At 52.9% G+C, this 22,710-nt stretch carries 19 protein-coding genes; 8 read left to right on the top strand and 11 right to left on the bottom strand.

Annotated features, from left to right (window positions below; genetic code table 11):
- Positions 1 to 2: 2 nt before the first annotated feature.
- Positions 3 to 404, top strand: coding sequence for a CO2 hydration-associated protein CupS (locus OSC10802_RS0135655; RefSeq protein ID WP_017721545.1), 402 nt, complete (start codon positions 3 to 5; stop codon positions 402 to 404).
- 146 nt (positions 405 to 550) lie between these two features.
- On the opposite strand, the gene OSC10802_RS0135650 is transcribed toward OSC10802_RS0135655, so the two are convergent.
- From OSC10802_RS0135650 to OSC10802_RS0135630, 5 genes are all read right to left on the bottom strand, one after another.
- A complete protein-coding gene (locus OSC10802_RS0135650; protein WP_017721544.1) occupies positions 551 to 1,117 on the bottom strand; it encodes a Uma2 family endonuclease in 567 nt (188 codons plus the stop codon).
- Between the two features lie 175 nt (positions 1,118 to 1,292).
- The gene (locus OSC10802_RS0135645) at positions 1,293 to 2,588 is read right to left on the bottom strand and encodes a CO2 hydration protein CupA (RefSeq protein WP_017721543.1); all 1,296 of its coding nucleotides are present in this window, start codon (positions 2,586 to 2,588) and stop codon (positions 1,293 to 1,295) included.
- A 98-nt stretch (positions 2,589 to 2,686) separates the two neighbouring features.
- Positions 2,687 to 4,198 (bottom strand): NADH-quinone oxidoreductase subunit M, encoded by a 1,512-nt coding sequence (locus tag OSC10802_RS0135640; RefSeq protein ID WP_017721542.1) that lies wholly within the window; start codon positions 4,196 to 4,198, stop codon positions 2,687 to 2,689.
- Between the two features lie 84 nt (positions 4,199 to 4,282).
- Positions 4,283 to 5,053 carry a carbonic anhydrase gene (locus tag OSC10802_RS0135635; protein ID WP_017721541.1) on the bottom strand — a complete coding sequence of 257 codons (771 nt, stop codon included), beginning with the start codon at positions 5,051 to 5,053 and terminating at the stop codon, positions 4,283 to 4,285.
- A 112-nt stretch (positions 5,054 to 5,165) separates the two neighbouring features.
- Positions 5,166 to 7,031 (bottom strand): NAD(P)H-quinone oxidoreductase subunit F, encoded by a 1,866-nt coding sequence (locus OSC10802_RS0135630; protein ID WP_026099096.1) that lies wholly within the window; start codon positions 7,029 to 7,031, stop codon positions 5,166 to 5,168.
- 888 nt (positions 7,032 to 7,919) lie between these two features.
- Here OSC10802_RS0135630 and OSC10802_RS0135625 point away from each other — a divergent pair.
- The 6 genes from OSC10802_RS0135625 (at position 7,920) to OSC10802_RS0135600 (ending at position 13,539) form a co-directional block, all read left to right on the top strand.
- Positions 7,920 to 8,321: a hypothetical protein gene (locus tag OSC10802_RS0135625; protein ID WP_155969146.1), complete on the top strand. Its 402-nt coding sequence runs from the start codon at positions 7,920 to 7,922 to the stop codon at positions 8,319 to 8,321.
- A gap of 262 nt (positions 8,322 to 8,583) precedes the next feature.
- Positions 8,584 to 9,960, top strand: coding sequence for an ABC transporter substrate-binding protein (locus tag OSC10802_RS0135620; protein ID WP_017721537.1), 1,377 nt, complete (start codon positions 8,584 to 8,586; stop codon positions 9,958 to 9,960).
- Between the two features lie 48 nt (positions 9,961 to 10,008).
- Positions 10,009 to 10,395 carry a four helix bundle protein gene (locus OSC10802_RS0135615; RefSeq protein ID WP_017721536.1) on the top strand — a complete coding sequence of 129 codons (387 nt, stop codon included), beginning with the start codon at positions 10,009 to 10,011 and terminating at the stop codon, positions 10,393 to 10,395.
- Positions 10,396 to 10,447: 52 nt separating this feature from the next.
- Positions 10,448 to 11,356: a carbohydrate ABC transporter permease gene (locus tag OSC10802_RS0135610; RefSeq protein WP_017721535.1), complete on the top strand. Its 909-nt coding sequence runs from the start codon at positions 10,448 to 10,450 to the stop codon at positions 11,354 to 11,356.
- Positions 11,357 to 11,453: 97 nt separating this feature from the next.
- Complete coding sequence (locus OSC10802_RS0135605; RefSeq protein WP_017721534.1) at positions 11,454 to 12,329, top strand: carbohydrate ABC transporter permease; 876 nt, start codon at positions 11,454 to 11,456, stop codon at positions 12,327 to 12,329.
- A gap of 127 nt (positions 12,330 to 12,456) precedes the next feature.
- Complete coding sequence (locus tag OSC10802_RS0135600) at positions 12,457 to 13,539, top strand: ABC transporter ATP-binding protein (protein ID WP_017721533.1); 1,083 nt, start codon at positions 12,457 to 12,459, stop codon at positions 13,537 to 13,539.
- A gap of 53 nt (positions 13,540 to 13,592) precedes the next feature.
- On the opposite strand, the gene OSC10802_RS0135595 is transcribed toward OSC10802_RS0135600, so the two are convergent.
- The 6 genes from OSC10802_RS0135595 to OSC10802_RS0135570 form a co-directional block, all read right to left on the bottom strand.
- Positions 13,593 to 14,615, bottom strand: coding sequence for a phosphoribulokinase (locus OSC10802_RS0135595; RefSeq protein WP_017721532.1), 1,023 nt, complete (start codon positions 14,613 to 14,615; stop codon positions 13,593 to 13,595).
- 157 nt (positions 14,616 to 14,772) lie between these two features.
- On the bottom strand, positions 14,773 to 15,642 hold the full coding sequence (locus OSC10802_RS0135590) for an isocitrate lyase/PEP mutase family protein (RefSeq protein WP_017721531.1): 870 nt from the start codon (positions 15,640 to 15,642) through the stop codon (positions 14,773 to 14,775).
- A gap of 697 nt (positions 15,643 to 16,339) precedes the next feature.
- A complete protein-coding gene (locus tag OSC10802_RS0135585) occupies positions 16,340 to 16,843 on the bottom strand; it encodes a hypothetical protein (protein ID WP_017721530.1) in 504 nt (167 codons plus the stop codon).
- 401 nt (positions 16,844 to 17,244) lie between these two features.
- A complete protein-coding gene (locus OSC10802_RS0135580) occupies positions 17,245 to 18,558 on the bottom strand; it encodes a cytochrome P450 (protein WP_026099093.1) in 1,314 nt (437 codons plus the stop codon).
- Positions 18,559 to 18,875: 317 nt separating this feature from the next.
- Positions 18,876 to 19,673: a prohibitin family protein gene (locus OSC10802_RS0135575; RefSeq protein WP_017721528.1), complete on the bottom strand. Its 798-nt coding sequence runs from the start codon at positions 19,671 to 19,673 to the stop codon at positions 18,876 to 18,878.
- Positions 19,674 to 19,826: 153 nt separating this feature from the next.
- The gene (locus OSC10802_RS0135570; RefSeq protein ID WP_017721527.1) at positions 19,827 to 20,663 is read right to left on the bottom strand and encodes a prohibitin family protein; all 837 of its coding nucleotides are present in this window, start codon (positions 20,661 to 20,663) and stop codon (positions 19,827 to 19,829) included.
- Between the two features lie 271 nt (positions 20,664 to 20,934).
- On the opposite strand from OSC10802_RS0135570, the gene nfi reads away from it, so the two are divergent.
- Positions 20,935 to 21,594, top strand: coding sequence for a deoxyribonuclease V (gene nfi, locus OSC10802_RS0135565; RefSeq protein ID WP_017721526.1), 660 nt, complete (start codon positions 20,935 to 20,937; stop codon positions 21,592 to 21,594).
- The last annotated feature ends 1,116 nt before the right edge of the window (positions 21,595 to 22,710 follow it).

The following is a 22,710-nucleotide window of genomic DNA, read 5'->3' as shown; positions in this document are numbered from 1 at the left end:
GAATGGCTGACATAGTTGATATTGCGGTGGGTGCCGGCTCTTTCAAAACCTTGGTGGCAGCTGTCCAAGCTGCCGGTTTAGTGGACGCGCTAAAAAGCCCCGGACCCTTTACTGTCTTTGCGCCGAATGACGATGCCTTTGCAAAACTGCCACCGGGCACTGTACAAACCCTGGTGCAGAATACCCCCCAGCTCGCGAGGATTCTAACGTATCACGTTGTTTCTGGCAAGCTGATGAAGGCTGATTTGGAGAAACTCAATTCTGTCACCTCACTAGAAGGCTCACCGATTAGAATTGATTGCTCTGACGGCTTTGAGGTGAAAAATGCCACAGTTGTCGCCGCTGATATAGAAGCGGATAACGGCGTGATTCACGTCATTGACAGCGTGATACTTATGGGGTAAAATAATAAATTCTGTTTTCAACTAGGGTGGGCGGTGTGATAGAAACCGGGTTTCTTGAAGAAACCCGGTTTCTGGCCTCCTGAAGTCTCACAACACATAACCGCTATATTATAGGAAAGGCGTGGCAACTTGTTCTAAGCAAAGTTTTAAGCAAAGATTCGGGATAGAGCGCAGGTAAAACCGGGCAGAAGCGGGCTTGTCAGCTCGTCATTCCTAAAGAGGGTTGCCACAAGCTTTAGAGTGGCTTGCTCGCGCCGGTAGAGCTGAATTTGTTGCAAGCGCCAGTCGGCAATCCAGTATTCCTGCACCCCCTGCACTGAGTAGAGCTTCAGCTTTGCTTCCCTGTCTCGCCGTTCATTTCCGGCACCTGGGGAGAGAACCTCTACAATTAGTTCTGGCGAGCCGGTTAAATGCCCTTCCTCATCGAGCAAAGCAGCGAATCTTTCATTGCTAGCCCAGACGATATCGGGGATGACATTATCCGCATCCGTAAAAATAATTCCCGGGCTTTGGGCGGTGCGTCCTAAACCAGTTTCTCGCGACCAGTTTTTTAACTCAGTACAAATATTGGCAGAAACCTCTTGATGGCCCCAGTGCGGTGCTCTTGTCACAAATAACTCTCCATCGATAATTTCATAGCGGTTCCCGTTGTCTGGCAACAGCTCGAGGTCGGTGGCAGTCCAGCGTACCCTCTCAACTGCGGTCTGGCTCATACAAGCACTCCTTGTGGGTGATGCCTGCATTATAGCGTTTATATTCGAGTTGAGAAAAGGTAGAAACCCGGTTTCTTTGAGAAACCGGGTTTCTGGCCCTCGGTTTAAGCCCCCCTTTTTTAGGGCGTTTGGGGGAATATGCCCCCTTTTTGTCAGGGGGGTTGAGCGGATTTGCTTACCTGTAATCCTGGCGTTGAATATCCCGCAGGCGAGCTTCCGGACGCTTGAAGCGATCGATCTGCGCTTCAAAAAACTTCCGGTTCGCCATCAGATGCTTGGGATTGGGGTCATCTAAAGGATAGAGCAGGGCAGTCCGCAACGCTTGAATGACCGCAGAGGTGACGCAGTACATCGAGCGCTGGAAACTGATACCGAGCTGAATGAGCATATCATCTTCGCCCCGGCAGTGCTGGCTGTAGTAATCCACCAGATAGGGCGGCAAGAAGTGCAGCATATCTTGCATCAGCTGTGTCGGCGGAATGCCGGCAGTGCCGACTGGGAAAACGTCGGCATAAAGAATCCCGTAGTGGAAATCTTTCTGGTCTTGAGGGACTTGCTTCGCCTGCGCGTTGTAAGACTTCGTACCCCGGAAGGGAGCCGTGCGGTAGAAAACCGCTTCCACATAGGGCAGTGCCGCTTCGTACAGCCACATGAAGCCCTTGGATTTGGGGATGATTTCGTAGCATTCGCCGCGAATGTAGACGTGGTGGTAGATGGGGCGACCGGCAATCGCAAAAATCCCGTTGACCAGGAAATTCATCGCTTCCGGGACGCTTTTAATGCTCCCTTCGTCATAGCGGTCGCTCATTTCAAAGAAAACCGGAGCCATCACCTCCCAGAACAAGCCCAGATTAGCGTAGTAAGACAGCTGGCGCACCTGTTCGAGGAACATATCTGGGAACAGCTTGTAGAGTCCCAGCATCACCGGATTGAACTTGAAATAAGCCTGAATCGCCCGGTCGGCGCTGGCTTTGTATTCGTCGGTGTCCAGGTACGGATCGAACTGCCCGCCCATTCCCCTGTGCCATAACATGGCGCGCATGCACGCTTCGGCGAATTCCATGTTGATGCGATCGTGCCACAAGTGGTGGAACAGCTTGGGCATTTTGAAGGTTTCGCCCTTCTCCATAAAGGCCAGGAGTTCGGGGTGGGCTGTAGCTTCTCCGCGCCATATGCGCAAATCGGCATCATCACCGGCATAGTGGTTGTGCCGGTCTAAATACTCCTGGGACAGGAAGTATTTAAAAAACGGAAATGGCTCTAAAAAGACTTGCTCGGCAATATAGAGAAGGTCGCGCCAGTAGAAATCCATCGGCACGGCATAGGCTTTGTAAAGGCCGATGATTTGCATGAGATTTTCCGGAGTGTCCGGCAGCATCGCGCCACCGGCTTCCAGGCGGTGAATGACTGGGGCAAATTCGTGACTGGAAGGCGGCAGTTTAGTGACGGTTTTAACAGGAGTTTGTACCATGTTAGTTGACTTTGAGTGAATCGCTATATTCTGGGTTTAACGGTCACAAAATTAGGTGTCTGAGAGGGAGTGGGGTGCGCCCCGACGCACCCTCCCTGTTATTTCTTGGCGGGTAGCTCGATTGCTGTAGCGACTTGGGGATTGCTAGCCGTCTCAAAAGCAGTCACCATTGCGGTGGTGGTTGCCTCACTCCAGCGCAAAAGCCACGACGGCTGTATTCCCAGGAAGAAGATAATTGCTGCTAGAATGAGAGCCGGCGTGCGCTCGGGCCAGCGGACTTTGGGATAATACGCCAGAGAGTTGTTCAACCGGCCAAAACAGGTGCGGTTGAGCAGAATCACGAAGTAAACTGCGGTTAAGCCAGAGGAAATAATGCACAGAAGGGTTGGCACTGGAAAAGCTGAGAAACTGCCCTGAAATACCAGAAACTCAGCAATAAAGCCCACCATGCCGGGAATGCCGGCGCTGGCCATGCCGGCTAAAACGAGCAGGGAGCTCGTCAGGGGCAAACCCCGGATGGGATTCATCAGCCCATTGAGCACGTCCAATTCGCGGGTGCCGACTTTTTTCTCGACAACGCCCACCAAGTGAAACAGTATGGCTAAGATTAAACCGTGACTGACCATTTGCCCGACAGCCCCCAGGAGGCTGAGCGGCGTGCCGGCGGCTGCAGCGACTAGAATATAGCCCATGTGCCCAATAGAACTGTAAGCCACCATTCGTTTGATGTCTTTTTGGGCGATAGCGGTGAGTGCGCCGTAGATGACACTAACGACGCCGATAATTGCTAGCCCGGGAGCCACAAGCGCCCAGGTTTCAGGAAACAGCTGCAAACCGAAACGCACCAAGCCATAAGTTCCCAATTTGGCGAGAATGCCACCCAGCAGAATTGCCACAGGCGGGGAAGCTTCCACATAGGCATCTGGGAGCCAGGTGTGCAGGGGAACCAGGGGTATTTTAATGCCGAAACCTACCAGCAGCACGGTTATCAGTACCAGCTGCGTCGTCAGGGGCAAGTCGCCGGTGGCGATGGAGTTCCAGTCGAAGCTGCCAGATCCGCTCAGCCACGCCATCCCCAGAAATGCTGCGAGAATCAGGATTCCAGAAACAGCGGTGTAGATGAGAAACTTCATGGCTGCGTAGCCGCGCTTCTCACCCCCCCAGATGGCAATCAGCAGGTACAGGGGAATGAGTTCCAGTTCGTAAAATAGGACAAACAGCAGCAAATTCTGGGCGACAAAAGCGCCGGCAATAGCGGAATTGACGAGGAGAATCAAAGGATAGTAAAGCCGGGGGCGCTCAACGCCTTCGCCACTGCCATAGATGGCAATCCAAGTCAGCAGAGCGCTTAGCACCAGCAGCGGCAACGACAAACCGTCAGCACCCAGACTGTAGCTAAGACCTAACTGTGGAATCCAGGGCAAATACTCTTGGAACTGCAATCCAGAAGCAGTTAAGTCAAACTGGCCCAACAGCCAAAAACTCCAGAGGAGGATGCCGCTTGCGAACGCCAGCGCGATAAAACGCAGCCGGTTTGCTGTGTGGTTTCCGGGCAAAAACCCGACAGCCACAGCCCCCACCACGGGCAACCATATCAAGGTACTGAGCATATTGGGATTCGGCTCCTTTAGAAAAGTTTTCTCTCGTTATCTGAAGTTCCCCGGTTGAGCTGGGAACAATAAATTGAGCGAGGGCTAGCTAACCATAGTCACGGCTCCGGTGTCCAAATCGTAATAACCCCCTACGACTTTCAGTTTTCCTTCCTGAATTAATTTAGAAATGACTGGAGATGCTTTCAAGTTTTCAGCTTGATGCAGAACATTCTCTTTTGTGGCGTTTTCCAGCGCGTCGCCCGACTTTCCTTTTGACTTGTCTACAGCTGGTTTAATGGCCTCTAGCAAACTGCCAATTTGACCGGGTACTTGAGCGCCTTTGATTGTGGCGTCTACCGCACCACACCGTTCATGGGCGAGTACCATTATGACTTTCGCCCCTAATACTAGGGTGCCAAATTCCAGACTGCCAATCTCCTCGGGAGTGGCGATATTCCCGGCTACGCGACAGACAAAGAGGTCCCCAAGTCCCTGGTCAAAGACAATCTCCGCCGGCACCCGCGAGTCGGCACAGCCGAGAATCGCCGCAAATGGCTTCTGACCTTTGGTAATTTCTGTCAGACGTGCGGTGTCTTGGTTGGGGGTTTGACGTTTGTTGGCAACAAAGCGCTGATTCCCCTCCATTAAATGTTGCACAATCTGATCGGGGGTCATGTCATTATGGTTAATGGCCATTGGGGAAACAGCCCCCTTTGTTGGTTCGGAAACAGGGGTCTTGGCTGGTTCGGAAACCGCCGCATTGTTCTTGTTGCAGCCGAGTCCTGCTGTCAGCGCCCCTGTCCCGATCGCACCGGCACTTAATTTTAGCAAATTTCGGCGGGAAAGAGGCAGCCTCTGATTTTTAACGCTCACGTTCTCCTCTCTGAATTTTCAATTTTAATTTCTTTTTAAGAATATACCATGAATTTGATATTTTAGATTGACTGTTCAATCTAAAATATCACATCTCAGCTCTCAAATCACTTCAACCGGCTCCCACAATCAGGGAAAGGCGAGACAGCAATGGCCAGCTCACCAAAAATCCGATGAGCGCTGTTCCGACGAGGATGGTCAGGACGTAAAACTGACTCTGACCGGAGACGCTATACCTCAAGCTCTGCCCGCCAAAAAGAGTGGCCAATCCGACCAAGTTCACCACGCCATCCACGATATAGCGGTCAAGCCAGTAAATTACCTTTGAAACTGAATCGACGGCAAACACGATCGTGAGGCGGTAAAGCTTGGCGGTGTAGAAGTCGTAGGCAAAAAAGTCTTGCAGGGACTTGGAGCCAAATTGCACCGGCAACTTTGAGCTGTTATTGAGGTAAATCACCGCCCCTGCGCCGCAACCGAGAATGCTGGACGCCAGCAGCAAGCCGGCAGCGGTTTTATCGAGGGTGGCCCAGTCTGGCAGCAAGTGCCACTGCAGCAGCAGCAGGGGAACGTGCAGGGTAAAGCCGGCTAAAACGACCATCGGCAAGGCCATTGGCCAGTGGACTTCGGGCGAGCGTTCGGTCATTTGCTTGGGTTTGCCGGCAAAAATCAGGCCAAACTCGCGAGTGACGCTGAAGGCGGTTAAGGCGTTAACCAACAGCAAGACGCCCACCAGCAGGGGTTGGGTGGCCCACAAGCTATCGGCCATTTGCAGCAGCGCCCAGAAGCCGCCGAGAGGGGGGACTGCGATTAAGCTAGCAGCGCCGACGATATAGCACAGCCCGGATATGGGCCGCCGCGACCAAAGTCCGCCATACTGGGTGAGGTCTTGGGTGATGCTGTTCCAGACGATGGTGCCGGTGCTCATTACCAGGAGGGCCATGGAAACGGCGTAGGTGAGCAGCAACATCAGGGCTGTTTGGTCAAGGTGCGTCCCCACGGCGATAAACACCAAGCCCATGTAAGCGCTGACGGAGTAGGAGAGGGAGCGCTTGATGTCAATCTGGGCGATGGCGATTGAGGACGCGCCAATGGCGGTGACTGCGCCGATTGAGATCATGACCGCACTCGCTACCGGCGACAGGGCTAAAACCGGCTGCAGCTTGATCAGCACCCACGCGCCGGTGGCCACGACCACTGAATTCCGCAAAATCGTAGAGGGGACCGGCCCTTCCATCGCTTCATCCAGCCACAGGTGCAGGGGGAACTGGGCGCACTTGCCCAAGGGGCCGGCGATTAATGCCAGACTGAGCAGGGTAGCCACCTTGGGGTCGATAGTAGCAGTCTCCGCCCACTGGGCCAGTTCGGTATAGTTCCAGGTTCCTGCCAGGGGCAAGAGGGCAACCACCCCCATGAGCAGGATTAAATCTCCCACCCGCTTGGTGAGGAAAGCGTCGCGGGCACCTGTGACCACTAGGGTCTGGCTAAACCACAGCCCGACTAGCAGGTATGTCCCCAGGGTGAGGATTTCCAGAATTACATAGCTAAAGAACAAGGAGTTGCACAGGACTAGGGAGCACATGCCGGCTTCAAACAGTCCCAGCAGGGAATAGAAGCGGGCCCAGCCCCAGTCCATCTCCATGTACCCGACCGCGTAAATCTGCGCCAGCAGGTTCAAGCCGGTGACTAAGAGCATGGCCCCGACACTGACCGACGAGATTTCCAAGTCAAGGTCGAGGTTCAAACCGGCAGCACTCAGCCAGGTTACAGAGAGCTGTTGCGCCGGCTGGTTCCAGGTGGCCGACAGGGCGAACAAGCTGTGCGCAAACGCCAGCAAGGTCATTAATAGGTTGACGTACCCTGCCGGTCTTGGCCCAGTGCGCCGGATAAGTCCAGGCGACCAAGCTCCGGCAAAAAGCGCACCCATTAAGGCGTAGCAAGGGACTAACCAAACGCTCTCAAGCAGGAACTGAGCCATCCGCATTACCTCTGATAAACCAAAAACATAGAGAAACTTTGGGCCCAACCCTGAGGCTGTCCCAGTCAGTCCGCGAGCCGGACGAAGGCAGGTTAATGTTTACTTAAGATTCCCCTTACAGATTATCTTGAGATGGCTGCAAATTTTCTTCGCGATCCCAAGAATTCGCCGATGGTAACTGTAATCGAAACTTATGATACTGCGTTAATCGGGCGTCCTGCTGAGCATTAATCCCTAACCATTTTTCAGTCATTACAAAGACCAATGGTAATCATTGATTATTTTCTATAGAACGGGTTTAATCTCCTTGAAGCTGGGTGAGAAGCGTAACGGAGCGCAAAAGTCAATAGGCTTTTCAGACAAATCACTATAAGTGGCGTCGCACATCAAAAGGATGAAACTGTAGGGGCACATCCCCCTGGGGTCGCCCCCACACTTCGGACGGGGCGGGCAGGGGGGTCTGCCCCTGCAGGCATTGCCGTCCCGCAATTGGGCAACGCCCCACAAGTGAGCGCCATCTAAGTAACTGCCCAAAATTTAATTGGGGCCCCCAGAACGGTAAGTAATTGTACATATTCCTGAAGGCGTATGTCAGGGGGGAGGTGGCGCTTTGAGAGGCGCAGCCCGCGCCGGCGCGTGCGGAAAGCTCAGTATGGCGCGATCCCAGCCGGTTTGCCGGCAGCATGGCAGCCGGAAAGGTGTCTCCATCTGTGGAAATAGGTAATAGAGGTGAGCCGCCGCTGCCATTGCTGCCCTTGCCCTAAGTGCGCCACCTCTGGCCAAGTTGCGAATTCCCTAAACATGAGAATTGCACAGAGGTGCATCACTGCCAAAACAACCAGACCCGGTTTCTGGATCTGTCCACTTTTCAATAGCAGTGAGTCTATCGTGGCAAACTTAATTCCTCGGCACAAATCGCAGTTTATTTCTATCCCGGATCGGGATTCGCGCAAAGGAGCGCTGCGCGAACTGCACACAAGAGCACTTTCCAAGATCCAGGCGGTATTCGGTTCCAGAGACAACCGCAATAACCGGCACCGCCCGGTTGCAGGGGGGAACCGGCAGCCACCCGATCCCGAAGATATAAGCGCTAGGGACAGCACCGCCCAAAGCCAGCCTATTCAGAATTTAGGGACGGAGACGCCGGATTCCGAAAAAGCCGGCATGATTTGGCTGGAAAAGATCGTTTTATGGGTTGCCCTGATTTTGCTGGGGATTGCCGCAGTCAATACCGCAATTGCCATTTATCCCCAGGAAAATCCGCAGCGCCAGCAGGAAGTCCAGCAGTAGCGGGAGCTTGGCAATGCAAGCCGGCTGAAACGGTAAACTACCCCGCCCGCTTCCAGGAACCCGGTTTCTTCTGAGAAACCGGGTTTTCAGTTTATCGAGTTAAATCTCCAATCCTATCGGATTGCGCACTGCCGCTAAATTGGCTGTCCGGCTATTTAACAAAAATTAGCAATCTTGCCCTTGGAGTGTTAACTCAGTTTAATTTATCTTAAATTTTTTTGCATTAGCGCCCCAAGTCCGCCAGTCGGGAGCATAGCGAGCTATGAATGAAATAAGCGCCGGCACTGTTGAGCGCGGTGCGCTCCTGTTGAATCGCCAGATTGCTATGAAAAACCCTGTTACAGCCAGTCTCTGGCAAAAATTACCGCAAAAATATGGATTTACCGGCATCCTGGGCATACTGAGTGTCTTCCTGGTGCTGGGTGTGGCGCTGTTGTTCAACCCACCGGCGCTCACCCGAGATAAAGTGACGCTGAATGTATTAATTGCCGCCGCTGAAAAGACCCAGTGGGCACCGCTGGTTGAGGAATTTCACGCCAAAAACCCAGACATTCACTTCAACATCCTGGAAGCGCCGAATGCGACTGATGCCGTCGAAGACCTGTACACCTCAGCATTTATCCTGGGCGACTCCCCCTACGACCTGGTTTATATGGATATTGTCTGGGTGCCCAAATTTGCAGCTGCGGGATGGCTGGTAGATCTGTCAGACCGGCTCTCTCAGCAAGAATTAGCGGAATTTATGCCGGAGGATATCAACGGCGGGCGCTATCAGGGCGGGCTGTACCGAATTCCCTTCACATCTGATGCCGGTTTGCTATATTATCGCAAAGACTTGCTACAAAAGGCAGGGTACAAACCCCCAGAAACCTTTAACGAGCTGGTGAAAATTTCGCAAGCGCTGCAAAAACAGGGCGCAGCCCAGTGGGGTTATGTCTGGCAGGGGCGACAATACGAGGGGCTGGCGGCGACATTTGTTGAGGTCTTGCACAGCACCGGCGGTTTCTGGATTAACCCCGAAACCGGCGAGGTGGGGCTGGACAAACCGCAAGGGATAGAGGCGGTTGAGATTTTACTGAACACTATTGAATCTGGCATTTCTCCCCCCGGCGTAACCACTTACCAGGAAGAAGAAACTCGCCGGCTTTTCCAGAGTGGCAAAGCAGTTTTTCTGCGAAACTGGCCCTATGTTTGGGATTTGGCGAATCAGGCAGATTCTCCTGTGCGAGGCAAAATTGCGCTGAAACCGATGGTTCACGCATCGGGTGGTGCGAGCGGCGCTTGTCTGGGGGGATGGGGTTTGGGAATTTCCAAATCTACCAAACATCCAGAGGAAGCGTGGAGAGCGATTAAGTTTTTTACCAGTGCCGATGCTCAGAAAAAGTACACCTTAGATACGGGAAAAATGCCGGCGCGGCAAGCGCTCTACACTGACGCCGAGATTCTTGCTAAATATAGCCACTTTTTGCAAATTTTAAAAGTGCTTGACAATTCGGTTTTGCGCCCCCCGATTCCGCAATACGCCCAGGCATCCGATATTTTGCAGCGCTATCTCAGCGCCGCTCTCACAAAGCGGCTCAGTCCGGAACAAGCCATGAAAGCAGCAGCTGGCGAGACGCGCCGGTTGCTGGGCAGTTGATTTTAGATTTTAGATTTTGGATTTTGGATTTTAGATTGGGTATTTTAGATGGTGGGTGAGAGAGAAATGGATGAGCGACAGTTTAAAAAGCGGACAAAAGAGATGGCCCTGCGATGTATCCGTCTTGTGGAGTCGCTGCCAAAAAACCGAACCGCAGAAGTGATTGGCAAGCAGTTGCTGCGTTCTGCCACCTCTGTGGGGGCTAACTACCGGGCAGCCTGCCGGGGAAAATCAACAGCTGATGTCATTGCCAAACTTTGTATAGTAGAAGAAGAGGCAGACGAAAGCCTTTACTGGATGGAGCTGCTCATCGAAGCTGGAATGGTAGAGGCAGCGAAGCTAACGAGCCTAATATCCGAAATCAACGAAATTCTGGCTATGACTGTCGCATCAATCAAAACCCTCCCCACTAAAACCAGACAGCACCCCCAATAAAAATGATAGATCCAAAATCCAAACTCCAAAATCCAAACTCCAAAATCCTATGATGAAATTGGACGCAATTCGCAAACAAGAGCAACTGACCGGCTGGATATTGGCAGCACCGGCGCTGCTGCTGCTACTTTTAATTTTTGCATACCCCATTGGTCGCGCCTTTTGGTTGAGCCTGTTTACGCAAAATCTGGGCACCCAATTGCAGCCTGTCTTTTCTGGATTCAACAATTACCTGCGGATGTCTTTAGACGGGCGCTTTTGGCAAAGCTTGCAGAACACAACAATATTTACTGTCGTTTCTGTCCCCCTAGAATTAGTTCTGGGAATGGCAATTGCTTTAGTGCTGAATCAATCCTTTCCGGGGCGAGGGGGAGTGCGGACGATTGCGATTATCCCCTGGGCTTTGCCAACCGCTCTGATCGCACTGGGTTGGGCGTGGATGTTTAATGACCAGTTCGGTGTTGTCAACGATATCTTGCTGCGGTTGGGCGTGATTGAATCTCCCCTCACCTGGCTGGGAGAACCGGCGCTAGCAATGGTGGCGATTATCGCTGCTGATGTTTGGAAAGCCACTCCTTTTATCAGTATAATACTACTAGCCGGCTTGCAATCGATTCCCCAAGATTTTTACGAAGCCCACGCCATTGACGGCGCTAGCCCCTGGCAAAGTTTCCGCGACATCACCCTGCCCCTGCTGATGCCGCAAATCCTGATTGCCCTCGTGTTTCGGGTTGCCCAAGCTTTCGGCATGTTTGACTTGCCCAGGGTCATGACCGGCGGCGGACCTGCCAGTGCGACAGAGATGGTTTCGATTTACGTTTACGCGACAGTGATGCGATACTTGGATTTTGGCTACGGTTCGGCCCTGGTTGTGGTAACATTTTTGCTGCTGTTGCTAGCAGTGGCAGTTGCCAGTTTATTTTTAGCAAAACTGCGGGCAAAAGCGGCTGGTTCGGATTAGACCTGAGAATACCATTTAGCTGCGATTTGGCCAAATTGGCTCCCGTCAGCCCCTAAACAAGGGGGACTTGCAGGTAGAGATAAAAGAGAGACAAACCATGACTGCGACCCAAAAGTTCACCGACCGGCAAACGGTTTCAAAAGCTATTATAATGAGGCGAATTGTCTTGCCGATTTCCGTATTGCTAATCGTGGGATATTGCTTGGCCCCTGTGGCGTGGCAGTTTCTCACTTCTATCAAAGTGAATGCAGATATTTCCGCTGTTCCCAATGTGTACTTTCCTAAAAGATATACCCTCGCTCACTACATCGAACTTTTCGAGCGACGCCCGTTTCTCAACTACATCTTCAATAGCGCCTTTGTCGCCCTAACCTCCACCGCCCTAGCTTTGGGTTTAGGGGCACCCGCCGCTTATGCCCTAGCGCGTTTAAGACTTCCGGGCGATAAATTGATCGTCACCGGCGTCCTGACTGTCACCCTATTCCCCTACATCCTGCTGTTTCTGGGCTTATTAGAAATCGTGCGGGCGCTCAATCTCGGCAACAACTACTTAGCCCTAATCATACCCTATACAGCCGTCAACTTACCCCTGACCATTCTAGTAATGCGGAGCTTCTTCCAGCAACTGCCGAGCGACTTAGAAGATGCCGCCCGAGTAGACGGATACAGCATCTGGCAAATGCTGGTGCGAATCTTGCTTCCGCTCACTGTGCCGGCCTTGATCACAACTGGCATCCTCACCTTCATCTTCGCCTGGAACGAATTCATATTCGCCCTCACCTTCATCACTCGCGACAGCATGAAAACCATCCCCGTTGCAGCCGCCCAGTTGGGAGGAACATCAGTCTTTGAAATTCCCTATGGTCCGATCGCCGCCGCCACTGCAGTCGGAACATTCCCCCTGGTTCTCCTCGTACTCTTCTTCCAGCGCAAAATCGTCCAGGGGCTGACAGCCGGTGCCGTAAAAGGTTGAAAAAACCAAAATTTCAGCATAAAGGGCTAAAGCCCTACTACGAACCTTTTCAAGTCAGAGTTCCCCCAACCTCAACCTCCCTGAAAACTCTTCTTGGCGTCCCTTCACGGGGGCGGTAAAAAAAACTATGCCCAAACTGCAACTCCAAAACCTCAACAAAACCTACAGCCCCAAAATCATCCCAGTCAAAGACATCAGCCTCGAAGTCGGCGACGATGAATTTCTCACCTTACTCGGACCGTCTGGGTGCGGCAAATCCACCACCCTGCGGCTGATTGCCGGCTTGGAAGAACCAACCCGGGGAAAAATCCTGATTGGCGATCGCGACGTAACTCATTTAAGTGCCGGCGACCGCAACATTGCGATGGTATTTCAAAGCTACGCCCTCTACCCCCACATGACTGTCTGCGAAAACATGGCATCCGGACTCAAGCTGCGCAAAATCCCGCCCTCTGAAATCGGGCAGCGCGTGGGTGAAGTGGCGAAAAAGCTGGGATTAGAAGACTTAATGAATCGCAAACCCAGCCAGCTGTCAGGGGGGCAGCGACAGCGGGTGGCGGTGGGTCGCGCTTTAGTGCGCAAACCGGACGTGTTTTTGCTCGACGAACCGCTGAGCAATTTGGATGCGCTGCTGCGAGAGCGAGTGCGGGCGGAACTCAAGCAGCTGTTTCAAGCGCAACCGGCACCGGTTGTTTATGTCACCCACGATCAAACGGAGGCGATGACGCTCTCGACAAAAGTGGCGGTACTCTATAATGGCGACGTGCAGCAGCTCGATTCGCCGCAGCGAATTTACACCCAGCCGGCAAATCAATTTGTCGCTGGCTTTATTGGCAGCCCCCAGATGAATTTGCTGGCGCTAAAATGTCAAGGAAATTCTGCCATGCTGGGAGAGTTCAGAATTCCCTTGCCGGCGCTCCCTACAGTTCCGCCAGAGATTGTGCTGGGGGTGCGCCCGGAACACCTCCAGCTGGAGCCACCGGCAGATTCGCCGGCAATTCAGGGGAAAGTGTATTTGGTGGAAAATTTGGGAGGGCAAAATTTAATTAGCGTGCGCGTCGCCTCAGGAGGGGGAGAAAGCGACTCCCTGACCGTGCGTGTCCTGCTGCCGGCAGATCGGACGTGGAGTGGTGAGGAGATTAGTTTAGGAATTCCGCCACAGTCGATTCACTGGTTTGATCTGCGCACTGGCGACCGGCTGAAGTTTTGAGGGGCAGAAACCGGGCTTCTTCAAGAAACCCGGTTTCACCGGTTTCTCTGCGGCTAACTCATGCGTTCTTCCAGCAAGTCACTCACCTGTTCCAAAAAGCGCCAAGCAACCAGCAATTGAGCGAATTCAGTCGCAGAAACTTGTTGGCGCTCCCGCTTGAGAATCGCTTGCTCTATGGGAATGCCGGTGAAATCGACAATGTGCCGCTCTAGTTCGGCAATCGTCTGCTGCGACAGCACGCCGTCGATATGTATAATCATAACATTTCGCCCCCAGTAAGTGCAGGGAACTGCTGTCAGCAAAAAGGGCGGCTGGTTGGCATTCAGCATCGCCGCCAAGTCAAATGGCAGGGGCAAAGTGGGCAGGGGTGCGGGTGCCGGCACGACAATCAATTCTACTTTATAATACCCTTCTGGCAGCTGGCCGGTGAACTCGTGGCGGGAAAATTCTTTCAGGCGGCTGTTAAAGATTTTAATCACAACATCGGCACTCGTCTTTTGGAAATCCAGCCACCGCTTGTAAGCTGCTTCCCGCTTCAGCATCTCCTCCACGAGTGTCTCAGCGCGGTGCCCCCGGCGCTTCACGTCGCGCTCAAATTTCCACTGCCACTTGACATCGTGATCGGGGTCAACATAGATGCTGAAATCCAGGAGGGGAAGTAATTCTGGATAGAGGGCGTGCAATCCTTCGACAATGATAATTGGCTTGGGGGCGAAGGGCACCGGCGGGTCAAAGAAGCCGGTGGCGTGATTGTAAATCGGAACGTCTGCGGTTTTCCCCTGTTTCAGCTGGGTTAAGTGTTCGCGCAGCAAATCCAGATGGTTGGCGTCTGGATCTAGCGGCAAGCGCCCGCTGATTTTTCTTTGCTCCCGGTCTTCTTTATGATAGCCGTCCATTGCGATAGTATCAACAATGTCAGTACCGATAAGCCGGCGGATGCCGTAGCTGTAGGTGGTTTTGCCGCTACCACTGTCGCCGGCGACGCCAATGATAACAGGAGAGCGCAGCTGCGACAGCTGGGAGCGCAGGGTAATACAAGTTGGCTGGATGTTAGGTGTTGGTTCGATGGTTTGCATGGGATTGTCGGTTAATAATTAGGTTTTTTCTACTTAAATTTTGCAGCATTTTCAAAAATAGGGAGGCAGCAGCACTCTCTACAGGGGGTTCCTCGGATGAAAGGCTGTTGCGGGAAGAAACCCGGTTTCTTTAAGAAACCCGGTTTCTCAGCTCCACTCAATTTCCCACTTTGAACTGTTGCTCCAACCGGCGATATTCGGGAACGCCAATGATTTTCTCGAATTCCTGGAAGTTTACCAAATCCGAGAAACCAGCGGTGGTGCCGTTTTCTTTCAGGTAGCGAAAGCACGCCGCCATTGCTTTGGTGGCGGAAAACAAGCCGGCAAGCGGGAACACCGCTATTTTATAGCCGAGTTCCTGCAACTCCCGGGATGTGAGGAGGGGGGTTTTGCCGCCTTCTATCATATTAGCAAATAAGGGAACATCTGGAAAGGCAGCGGCTATCGCTTTCAAGTCTTCAAGGGATTGGGGCGCTTCGATGAATACGATATCAGCACCGGCCTCACGATACGCCCGCCCCCGGCGAATTGCTTCTTCTAAACCTAGCGGGGCGCGGGCGTCGGTGCGCCCAATGATGACTAAGCCGCTGTCGCCTCGGGCGTGGGCGGCTGCTTTAATTTTTTCGATATGTTCTTCGGCGGGGATGACGCGCTTGCCTTCAAAGTGGCCGCATTTTTTTGGCCATTCTTGGTCTTCCAGGATGATGCCGGCGACACCCAGCTGCACGGCATCGGTGACGGTGCGGATAACATTGAGGGGGTTGCCATAGCCGGTGTCGATATCGGCGACAAGGGGGGTGCTCACCGATTGAACAATTCGCCCGACGCTGTAGAGCATTTCGGTTGCGGTGAGGAAACCGTAGTCGGGACGTCCGAGGGTGGAGCCGGCAATGCCAAATCCGCTAGTGAAGACAACCTCGAATCCCAGCTGCTCCACAAGCTGTGCGCCAATGCAGTCGTAGACGCCGGGAAGTACGAGAATTTCTGGGCGTTCCAGGATTTGCCGGAGTTTTTGGGCTTTGGACATGAATTGTAGGGGTTAGTTTTCCTAGACGATTTTCCTATTTAATCAAAGTCTGTAGGCGTTAGAAGTGATTTGTGAAACAATTATTTTTGGAACCGCCAAGACGCCATAGACGCGCTTTCTCGGCTTCCCTAAGGATAGAACGCCAAGGAAAGAGAAGAGATAGAATGTCACAGATTGTTTATATAGCAGCAGTCATATTGGTTAGGACAATAGGAGCTTCGGGAGCGGGGGAGCAAGGGAGCAAGGGAGGCTGGAATTTACGTTCCCTAAATGCCTACTGCTATATAGACGTATGTACGGCGTCCGCCGAGCCTGAAGGTCTAATGTCCTAATCTAAGTGGCTACTGCTATATAGCAGCAGTCATATGGGTTAAAACAGGCTATGGCCCAATATGACTGCTGGTATATCAGAGGTTAGGGGCGGGTTTATCGGTGTTGTAGCTGTGTGGCACAGGTTGTGGGTAAACCCGCCCCTACATCATGTTAAACCCCTTGTCCTAACCTAAGTGCATAGTGCTATAACTGCTATAGATAAAGAAGCGAACCGCCTCAAGCCCCAAGGCTGCAATCGCCTGGGGTTGAGATAAAAAAAGCGGTTGCCCTCCCCTCGGACTTTCGCCTCGCACGGAAAGGGTTTCCGCTAATTTTTGTCTGTATCCAATTGCCCCATGTCAAGCAAAGGAGGGCAGCATCGGGTCTAGAGCGACTGGATGTAGCTCTCTAGTGTCCCAATGTTCTGATCGTAGGCAGAGTAATCACCTATTGAAACACCTTGGCTCTGCACAAAAAATTGAACTGGCAAATTTCTCACCCCGAAGAAGGTGACAAATCCGTCTGGCTGAAGGGTATCTCCGTTCAAACCAATGGCCCAGTACCGGTCTTTGTAATTACTCAGCTCATTGATTGTCCCTTGGCAAGCTTGAATCTCACGATCGCGTACAATTTGGATATAGTTTTGCAGGGTAGAGATGTTCAGGTCGTAAGCGGATGGGTCGCCTATGGAAGCGTAATTCCGTAAATAAAATTGGAACGGCAGATTGCGATCTGAAAAGAATTTCAGAAATCCATCGGGCTGTAAGGTATCTCCGTTCAGACCAATGGCCCAGTGGCGACTCTTGTAATTATTGAGTTCAGTAATAGTCGCCTGAGCGGCTTCGATCTCTTCTTTGGGTAGAAGACCTACTTGTGGCAGTTGCGTCATATACAATCTTATGAAATGCGTGATATTTTGAGTTGAACGCCGGTTGCTTACATTCAGCCATAGGGTTTGACTGAACTGGCCCCACTGGCAAAAAGTTGAGAGGCTCGGCTGTTCTTTCTATATAGTACACGATTTCACAGGGCAGTGTGTGACTTTTTGGAGTTAAAGATTTTTTTTACAAACCGGAGGCTGCCGGCACCAAAAACAGCGTTTCAGGGTTTCCCGCAGCGAAAGCGCCAGCCGGGGATGGCCAATCCGCCCCTACTTGCGGCTAACCCACCATAAGAAACCGGGTTTCTTGTGGCTTCACTTTTTCTTTATAAATCAGCTCTCACTGGCGGCAGTGAGAGTCGGGATGTTTGGCCAGTTTCGCGAGCCGCCGGCTGGCGTCTTAACGCACCCTATAGCCTCGCCAACCGAACCCGCAGGCCATCTTTAGGACGGCGAGTGGGAATCTGAACGGCTTCCAGACTCTGACCGGCGAGCAACTCCCACTGATACTCCCGCAACAAATGCGCCGCCACAATCTTCATTTCCAGCTTGGCAAAGGCAATTCCAATACAGACGCGGGGACCGCCGCCAAACCCAATCAAGCGAAACGGGCGCTTTTTGTGTTCCTGACGCTCTGGACTGAACCGGTCGGGGTCAAATTTCTCCGGTTCCGGGTAAACATCAGGCAGCCGGTGCGTCGTCACAATAGAATACTGAAGTTGCCAGCCAGCCGGCACATGATAGCCGTTGAACTCAAATGGCTTCACCACGCCACGAAAGCCACCACCCACCGGCGGGTGCAACCGCTCAATTTCTAACAGGATTTGCTCTAAATAAGGCATTTGCCCCAGCTGTTCCAAATTCAGCGGGCCGGTTTGCGCCAGCTTCATCTGCTCTTCGCGGGCGCGCCGCAACACCTGCGGATTGCGCCCCAACTCCAGGCACAGCCAAGTTAACATAGAAGTTGTCGTTTCATGGCCGGCAAACAGCATCAGCATCGCTTGATCTATCAGTTCTTTCTCGCTCAGGGAATTGCCTTCCTCATCGCGGGCTTGTATGAGCAAACTGAGAACATCCTTAGTGGGGTTTTGCCGGCGCTCCTCAACAACTTTAGCGATGTGCTCTAGCAGCTGGTTGCGGGCTGCGATCGCCCTGCCGAACTTCGTCCACGGCAAGCGGGAAGGAAAAATCGAAAAGAACCCATTCGTCAGAGTGGAAAACAGCCGGCTGACTCGCGCCACCTCGGGACCAGGAGTTGCCCCCACCAGCAGCTGGCTGGCAATATCAAACGTTAATTGTTTGAACTCCTCGAACCAAGTGAGTTCCCCTTTTTCCTGCCACCGGCGCAGATAGCTTTGGACAATTGACTCCATCGTACTGGCATAGCCAGCCAGTGCCGGTCCGTGAAGCGCCGGCATCATCAGCCGCCGGTTGCGCCGGTGCGCCTCCCCTTCTTGAAGGAATAGGGATTCCCCCAGCAGGATCTTAAACGTATCTGGCCAACCTTCCCGCCAGGAAAAACAGTCGAAATGACTTGCCAGGACAAACTCAGCCGCCTCTGGGCCAATCATAAATACAGTCGGTTTGCCCAGGAGCCCACTTTTAAAAATCGGCCCGTACTGGGCGTAGCGCTTCTTGAGATAGTCCCGGTCGAACAGAAATTGCAGGGTTTGGCCAATCACCGGCCACCCCATCTCGCCGGGAGGGAGTTGTTTGCTAGGCATAAAACAGCTATCTACACTTGCCCCCAGCCTATCAGCTGCAGTCCGGCAAAAGCATCCTCCGTCCCAGAGAAAAAGAAGCCCCATAAGGCGCGGGCGGCACAGATGGGGCTATTGACGCAGTTAGGAAGTATCTTATCGTTTCTAGTTAGCCACAAAAATCTGGCAAACCGGATTCTCTTAATAACTTCTTAAGCTTAAGGGGGAGATTTCCCCAGATTTTAGGTTAATCTGACCCAAAGACAGAAGATTTAACCCTTTCTCCCTCCTAACTAGCTGTATGGCCGGCTACTTTTATGCCACCTATTTTCTTATGGCACCTATTTAGCAGAATCGAGATTGATAAACGGCAGAGGACTGCTCCCCCCCAAAACCGTCGGAAAATGGCCATCCCATTTCTCAATCGCCTGCTTTTGCAGAATTTCCGGGGTCAGATTTTCCCGCAGCAGTCGCTGCGCCTCCGCCTGACCTTGGGCGCGGTTCACTTCTGCTTCCGCCTCCTTCATCGCCTTCAGCGCTACAAACTCTGCCCGCTTGGCATCTTGTTCCGCGATTTGCTTCGCCTCAACCGCCTCCCTGAAGCGGTCAGAAAAGTGGATATTAACCAGCGAAATGTCATCCACCGCCAGGTTATAATTAGCCAGTCGCGCCGTCAGCTGCTCGTCAATGCCGGCTTTCACCTCTCCCCGCTTGGTAATGATTTGCTCCGCCGTGTACTGCGCCATCACTGCTTTCAGCACTTCTTCAATCGCCGGGTTGATAATCCGCTGGACAATTTGCCCCTCATCACCTATCTGCTGAAAAACCGTATTTGCCCGTTCCGGCACAATGTGCCAGTTGAGCGCCACATCCGTGTACACATCCTGCAAATCTTTCGAGGCCGCCTCAGCAGGAATTTGGTGTTTCTGCACCCGCACGCTCAGCCTTTTCACCGAATTGACAAGCGGCACGATCGGGTGAATCCCCTCACTGAGAACCCTGTCCTCAACTTGCCCGAAATTCAACACAACACCCCGCTCGCCGGCATTCACAATGGCGAACGGCTGGAAAACAATTAGCGCCAGCACGAGCAGCGCCGCCACCGCACTGGCAAGATAAATTCCATTCGTCGATTTCATAATCTGCCTAACTTTTTTTGCGTTTTGGGGCGGGCACTCTTTCCCGCCCCTACAGTTCGGGAACGCAGATCTGAAAGGATCTGCCTCTCGCTAACAGGAGGCTGGAGCCTCCTGCTGCGTTCTTGGCTCAGGATCGGTTTGTTCTTCACGGAACTACCGCTTAGCGGCTGGCGCATTTAAAGACCCCGTATCGATATTAATAAACGGTAGCGCACCGCTGCCACCCATCACCATCGGAAACCGGCCATCCCATTTTTCAATCGCTTGCTTTTGCAGCAAGTCTGGCGTCAAAGTCTGCCGCTGCAATCGCTGCGCCTCGGCTTGACCCTTGGCGCGGTTGATTTCTGCCTGCGCTTCCTGCTTCGCCTTCAGGGCGATAAACTCCGCCCGTTTGGCTTCTTGCTCAGCAATCTGCTTGGCCTCAATCGCTTTGGCAAATTCTGGGGAGAAAGACACATTCACCAAAGACACATCATCCACGAGCACCCCGTAAGCGGCTAACCGCGCTTTCAGCTGATTGTCAATTTCTTGCTTCAGTTCGGTGCGCTTGGTGATGATTTCCTCAGCGTTCTTTTTGGCAGCCGCCGCCTTGACCACTTCCGACACTGCCGGCGAGATAATCCGATTCACAATTTCTGTTTCATCCCCCAGCCGCTGGAAAACCTCATTCACGCGATTGGGGTCAATGTGCCAGTTGAGGGCCACATCGGTTTTGACATCTTGCAAGTCTCTGGATGCCGCTTCGGCGTTCACGTCGTTCTTCTGCACGCGAACGCTGAGTTTTTTTACCGAGGTTACCACCGGCACAATAAAGTGGAGCCCCTCATCCAGGACCTTATCTTGAACTTTGCCGAATTGCATGACTGCCCCCCTCTCGCCGGCATTTACAATCACAAAAGGTCGGAAAAGAATCGCCGTCAGCAGCAGTACAATGCCCCCGCTAATGTACAGGGCTGTCTTATAAGCATCACTAATATCTGCGGTTTTCATGTTTCGCTCAACTTCAGGATATGACGCAGCCGCACGAGCGCAGCTCGGCAGGGTTTTTCAGGTAAGACAATCACTCAACTCAGATGTCGCCCTACAAAAAAGATGCTATAATTTGAGTCCGAGGTGTCTCCTGATTTTGTAGGTGTTAGGTGGCAGGTGGCGCGGTGGCAGGTGGAACGGCGCGGGGTGTCCCTCCAACCGGAAACCTCTTCCCCTGAGCCCTAACTCCTAACCCCTCAAACCCTGTCACTCTGAATTTAGTTTAACTAATATGCAGATTAACCAGCGTCACTCTTGGCCCCTCACGATCGAGGAGGCAATCGCAATCCAGGAGCTGCTGCGCCAGTCCGTGATTGCGGAAGACCAACTCGGGCCTGTGCGCTATGTGGCCGGTGTCGATGTCGGCTACGATCTGGCAGAGAATATGACTCAGGCGGCTGTCGCCGTACTCAGCTTTCCCGACTTGCACCTCGCCGGACACGCGATCGCCCGCCGCCCCACCACCTTTCCCTACATTCCCGGTTTCCTCTCCTTCCGAGAGGTGCCGGCAGTCCTCGACGCCCTGGAAAAGCTCAGCCTCACCCCGGACTTGCTGCTCTGCGATGGCCAAGGCATCGCCCACCCGCGCCGGTTTGGCATTGCCTGCCATTTGGGCGTACTGACAAATATACCTGCTATCGGCGTCGCTAAGTCCCTGCTGGTTGGCACACACGACGAGTTGCCCCAGCGGCGAGGCAGCTGGCAACCCCTCACCCACCGGGGCGAGACGGTGGGCGCAGTTCTGAGAACCCGGTGCGGAGTCAAGCCGGTGTATATTTCCACCGGCCACCGCATCAGCTTGACAGCAGCCATTGATTGTGTTATGCGCTGCACGCCTAAATACCGGCTGCCCGAGACAACCCGCTGGGCGGACAAACTGGCATCCGGGTAAATCCAATCCCTGCTGCCGGCTGTCAATATAAAAATGTCAGGTGTTGCAGTGTCTACAATTGCTCCAATTCCGGTTAAACAGTTTGGATACCCCCCGGGCTCGGGAAGAAACGAAAACTTTGGGTTTCCCCGCTGCCGGTGGGAAACAATTGAAAGTGTTTACGCGGATTTATTATAATTTGTACAGCTGAAGTGCTTGTATGACAATGGTTGCAATGTCTAAAATTAGACAATTTCCGGTTAAACAGTTTGGATGCACCCCCGGGCTCGGGAAGAAACGAAATTTTCTGTTCCCCGGCTGCCGGCGGGGCGCACTGAAAGTGTTTACGCGGATTTATTCTAATTTACATAGCTGAAGTGCTTATCTGACAATGGTTGCAGGAGCTAAAATTAGACGAATTCCGGTTAAACAGTTTGGATGCACCCCCGGGCTCGGGAAGAAACGAAATTTTCTGTTCCCCGGCTGCCGGCGGGGCGCACTGAAAGTGTTTACGCGGATTTATTCTAATTTACATAGCTGAAGTGCTTATCTGACAATGGTTGCAGGAGCTAAAATTAGACGAATTCCGGTTAAACAGTTTGGATGCACCCCCGGGCTCGGGAAGAAACGAAATTTTCTGTTTCCCCAGTGCCGGTGGGGCGCACTGAAAGTGTTTGCGCGGACTTATTGACTTTAACACGGCTAGAGTGCCTGTCGGGCAGTTGTTGGGAGACTGTTGGCTTTTTCGCCAGGGGTTGGGGATGTGGCGGGGCGGGTTTTTGTGCTTTTCTGGCTGTGTGGCACTCTTTGTGGATGAACCCGCCCCTACATGCTTCCATTCCTTTGTCTGACTCCTCCCCAGCGCTGTCTGGGGGGTTTGTTCGGTTAACCGCATGCGGAGTTACGGAAAACCGAAGCAAGGGTGCCGGTTCAGGTTCACCGGCAGCCGCCACCCGCCCGCAATCCCTGCAGAAAGGGGATTTCACCATTCCTCCCCAGCGCTGTCTGGGGGGTTTGTTCGGTTAACCGCATGCGGAGTTACGGAAAACCGAAGCAAGGGTGCCGGTTCAGGTTCACCGGCAGCCGCCACCGCCCGCAATCCCTGCAGAAAGGGGATTTCACCATTCCTCCCCAGCG

The sequence above is a fragment of the Kamptonema formosum PCC 10802 genome, from assembly GCF_000332335.1.
Classification (GTDB): domain Bacteria; phylum Cyanobacteriota; class Cyanobacteriia; order Cyanobacteriales; family Oscillatoriaceae; genus Oscillatoria.
Note: the sequence above shows the minus strand (reverse complement) of the source record. Positions and strands in the feature narration are given on the sequence as shown.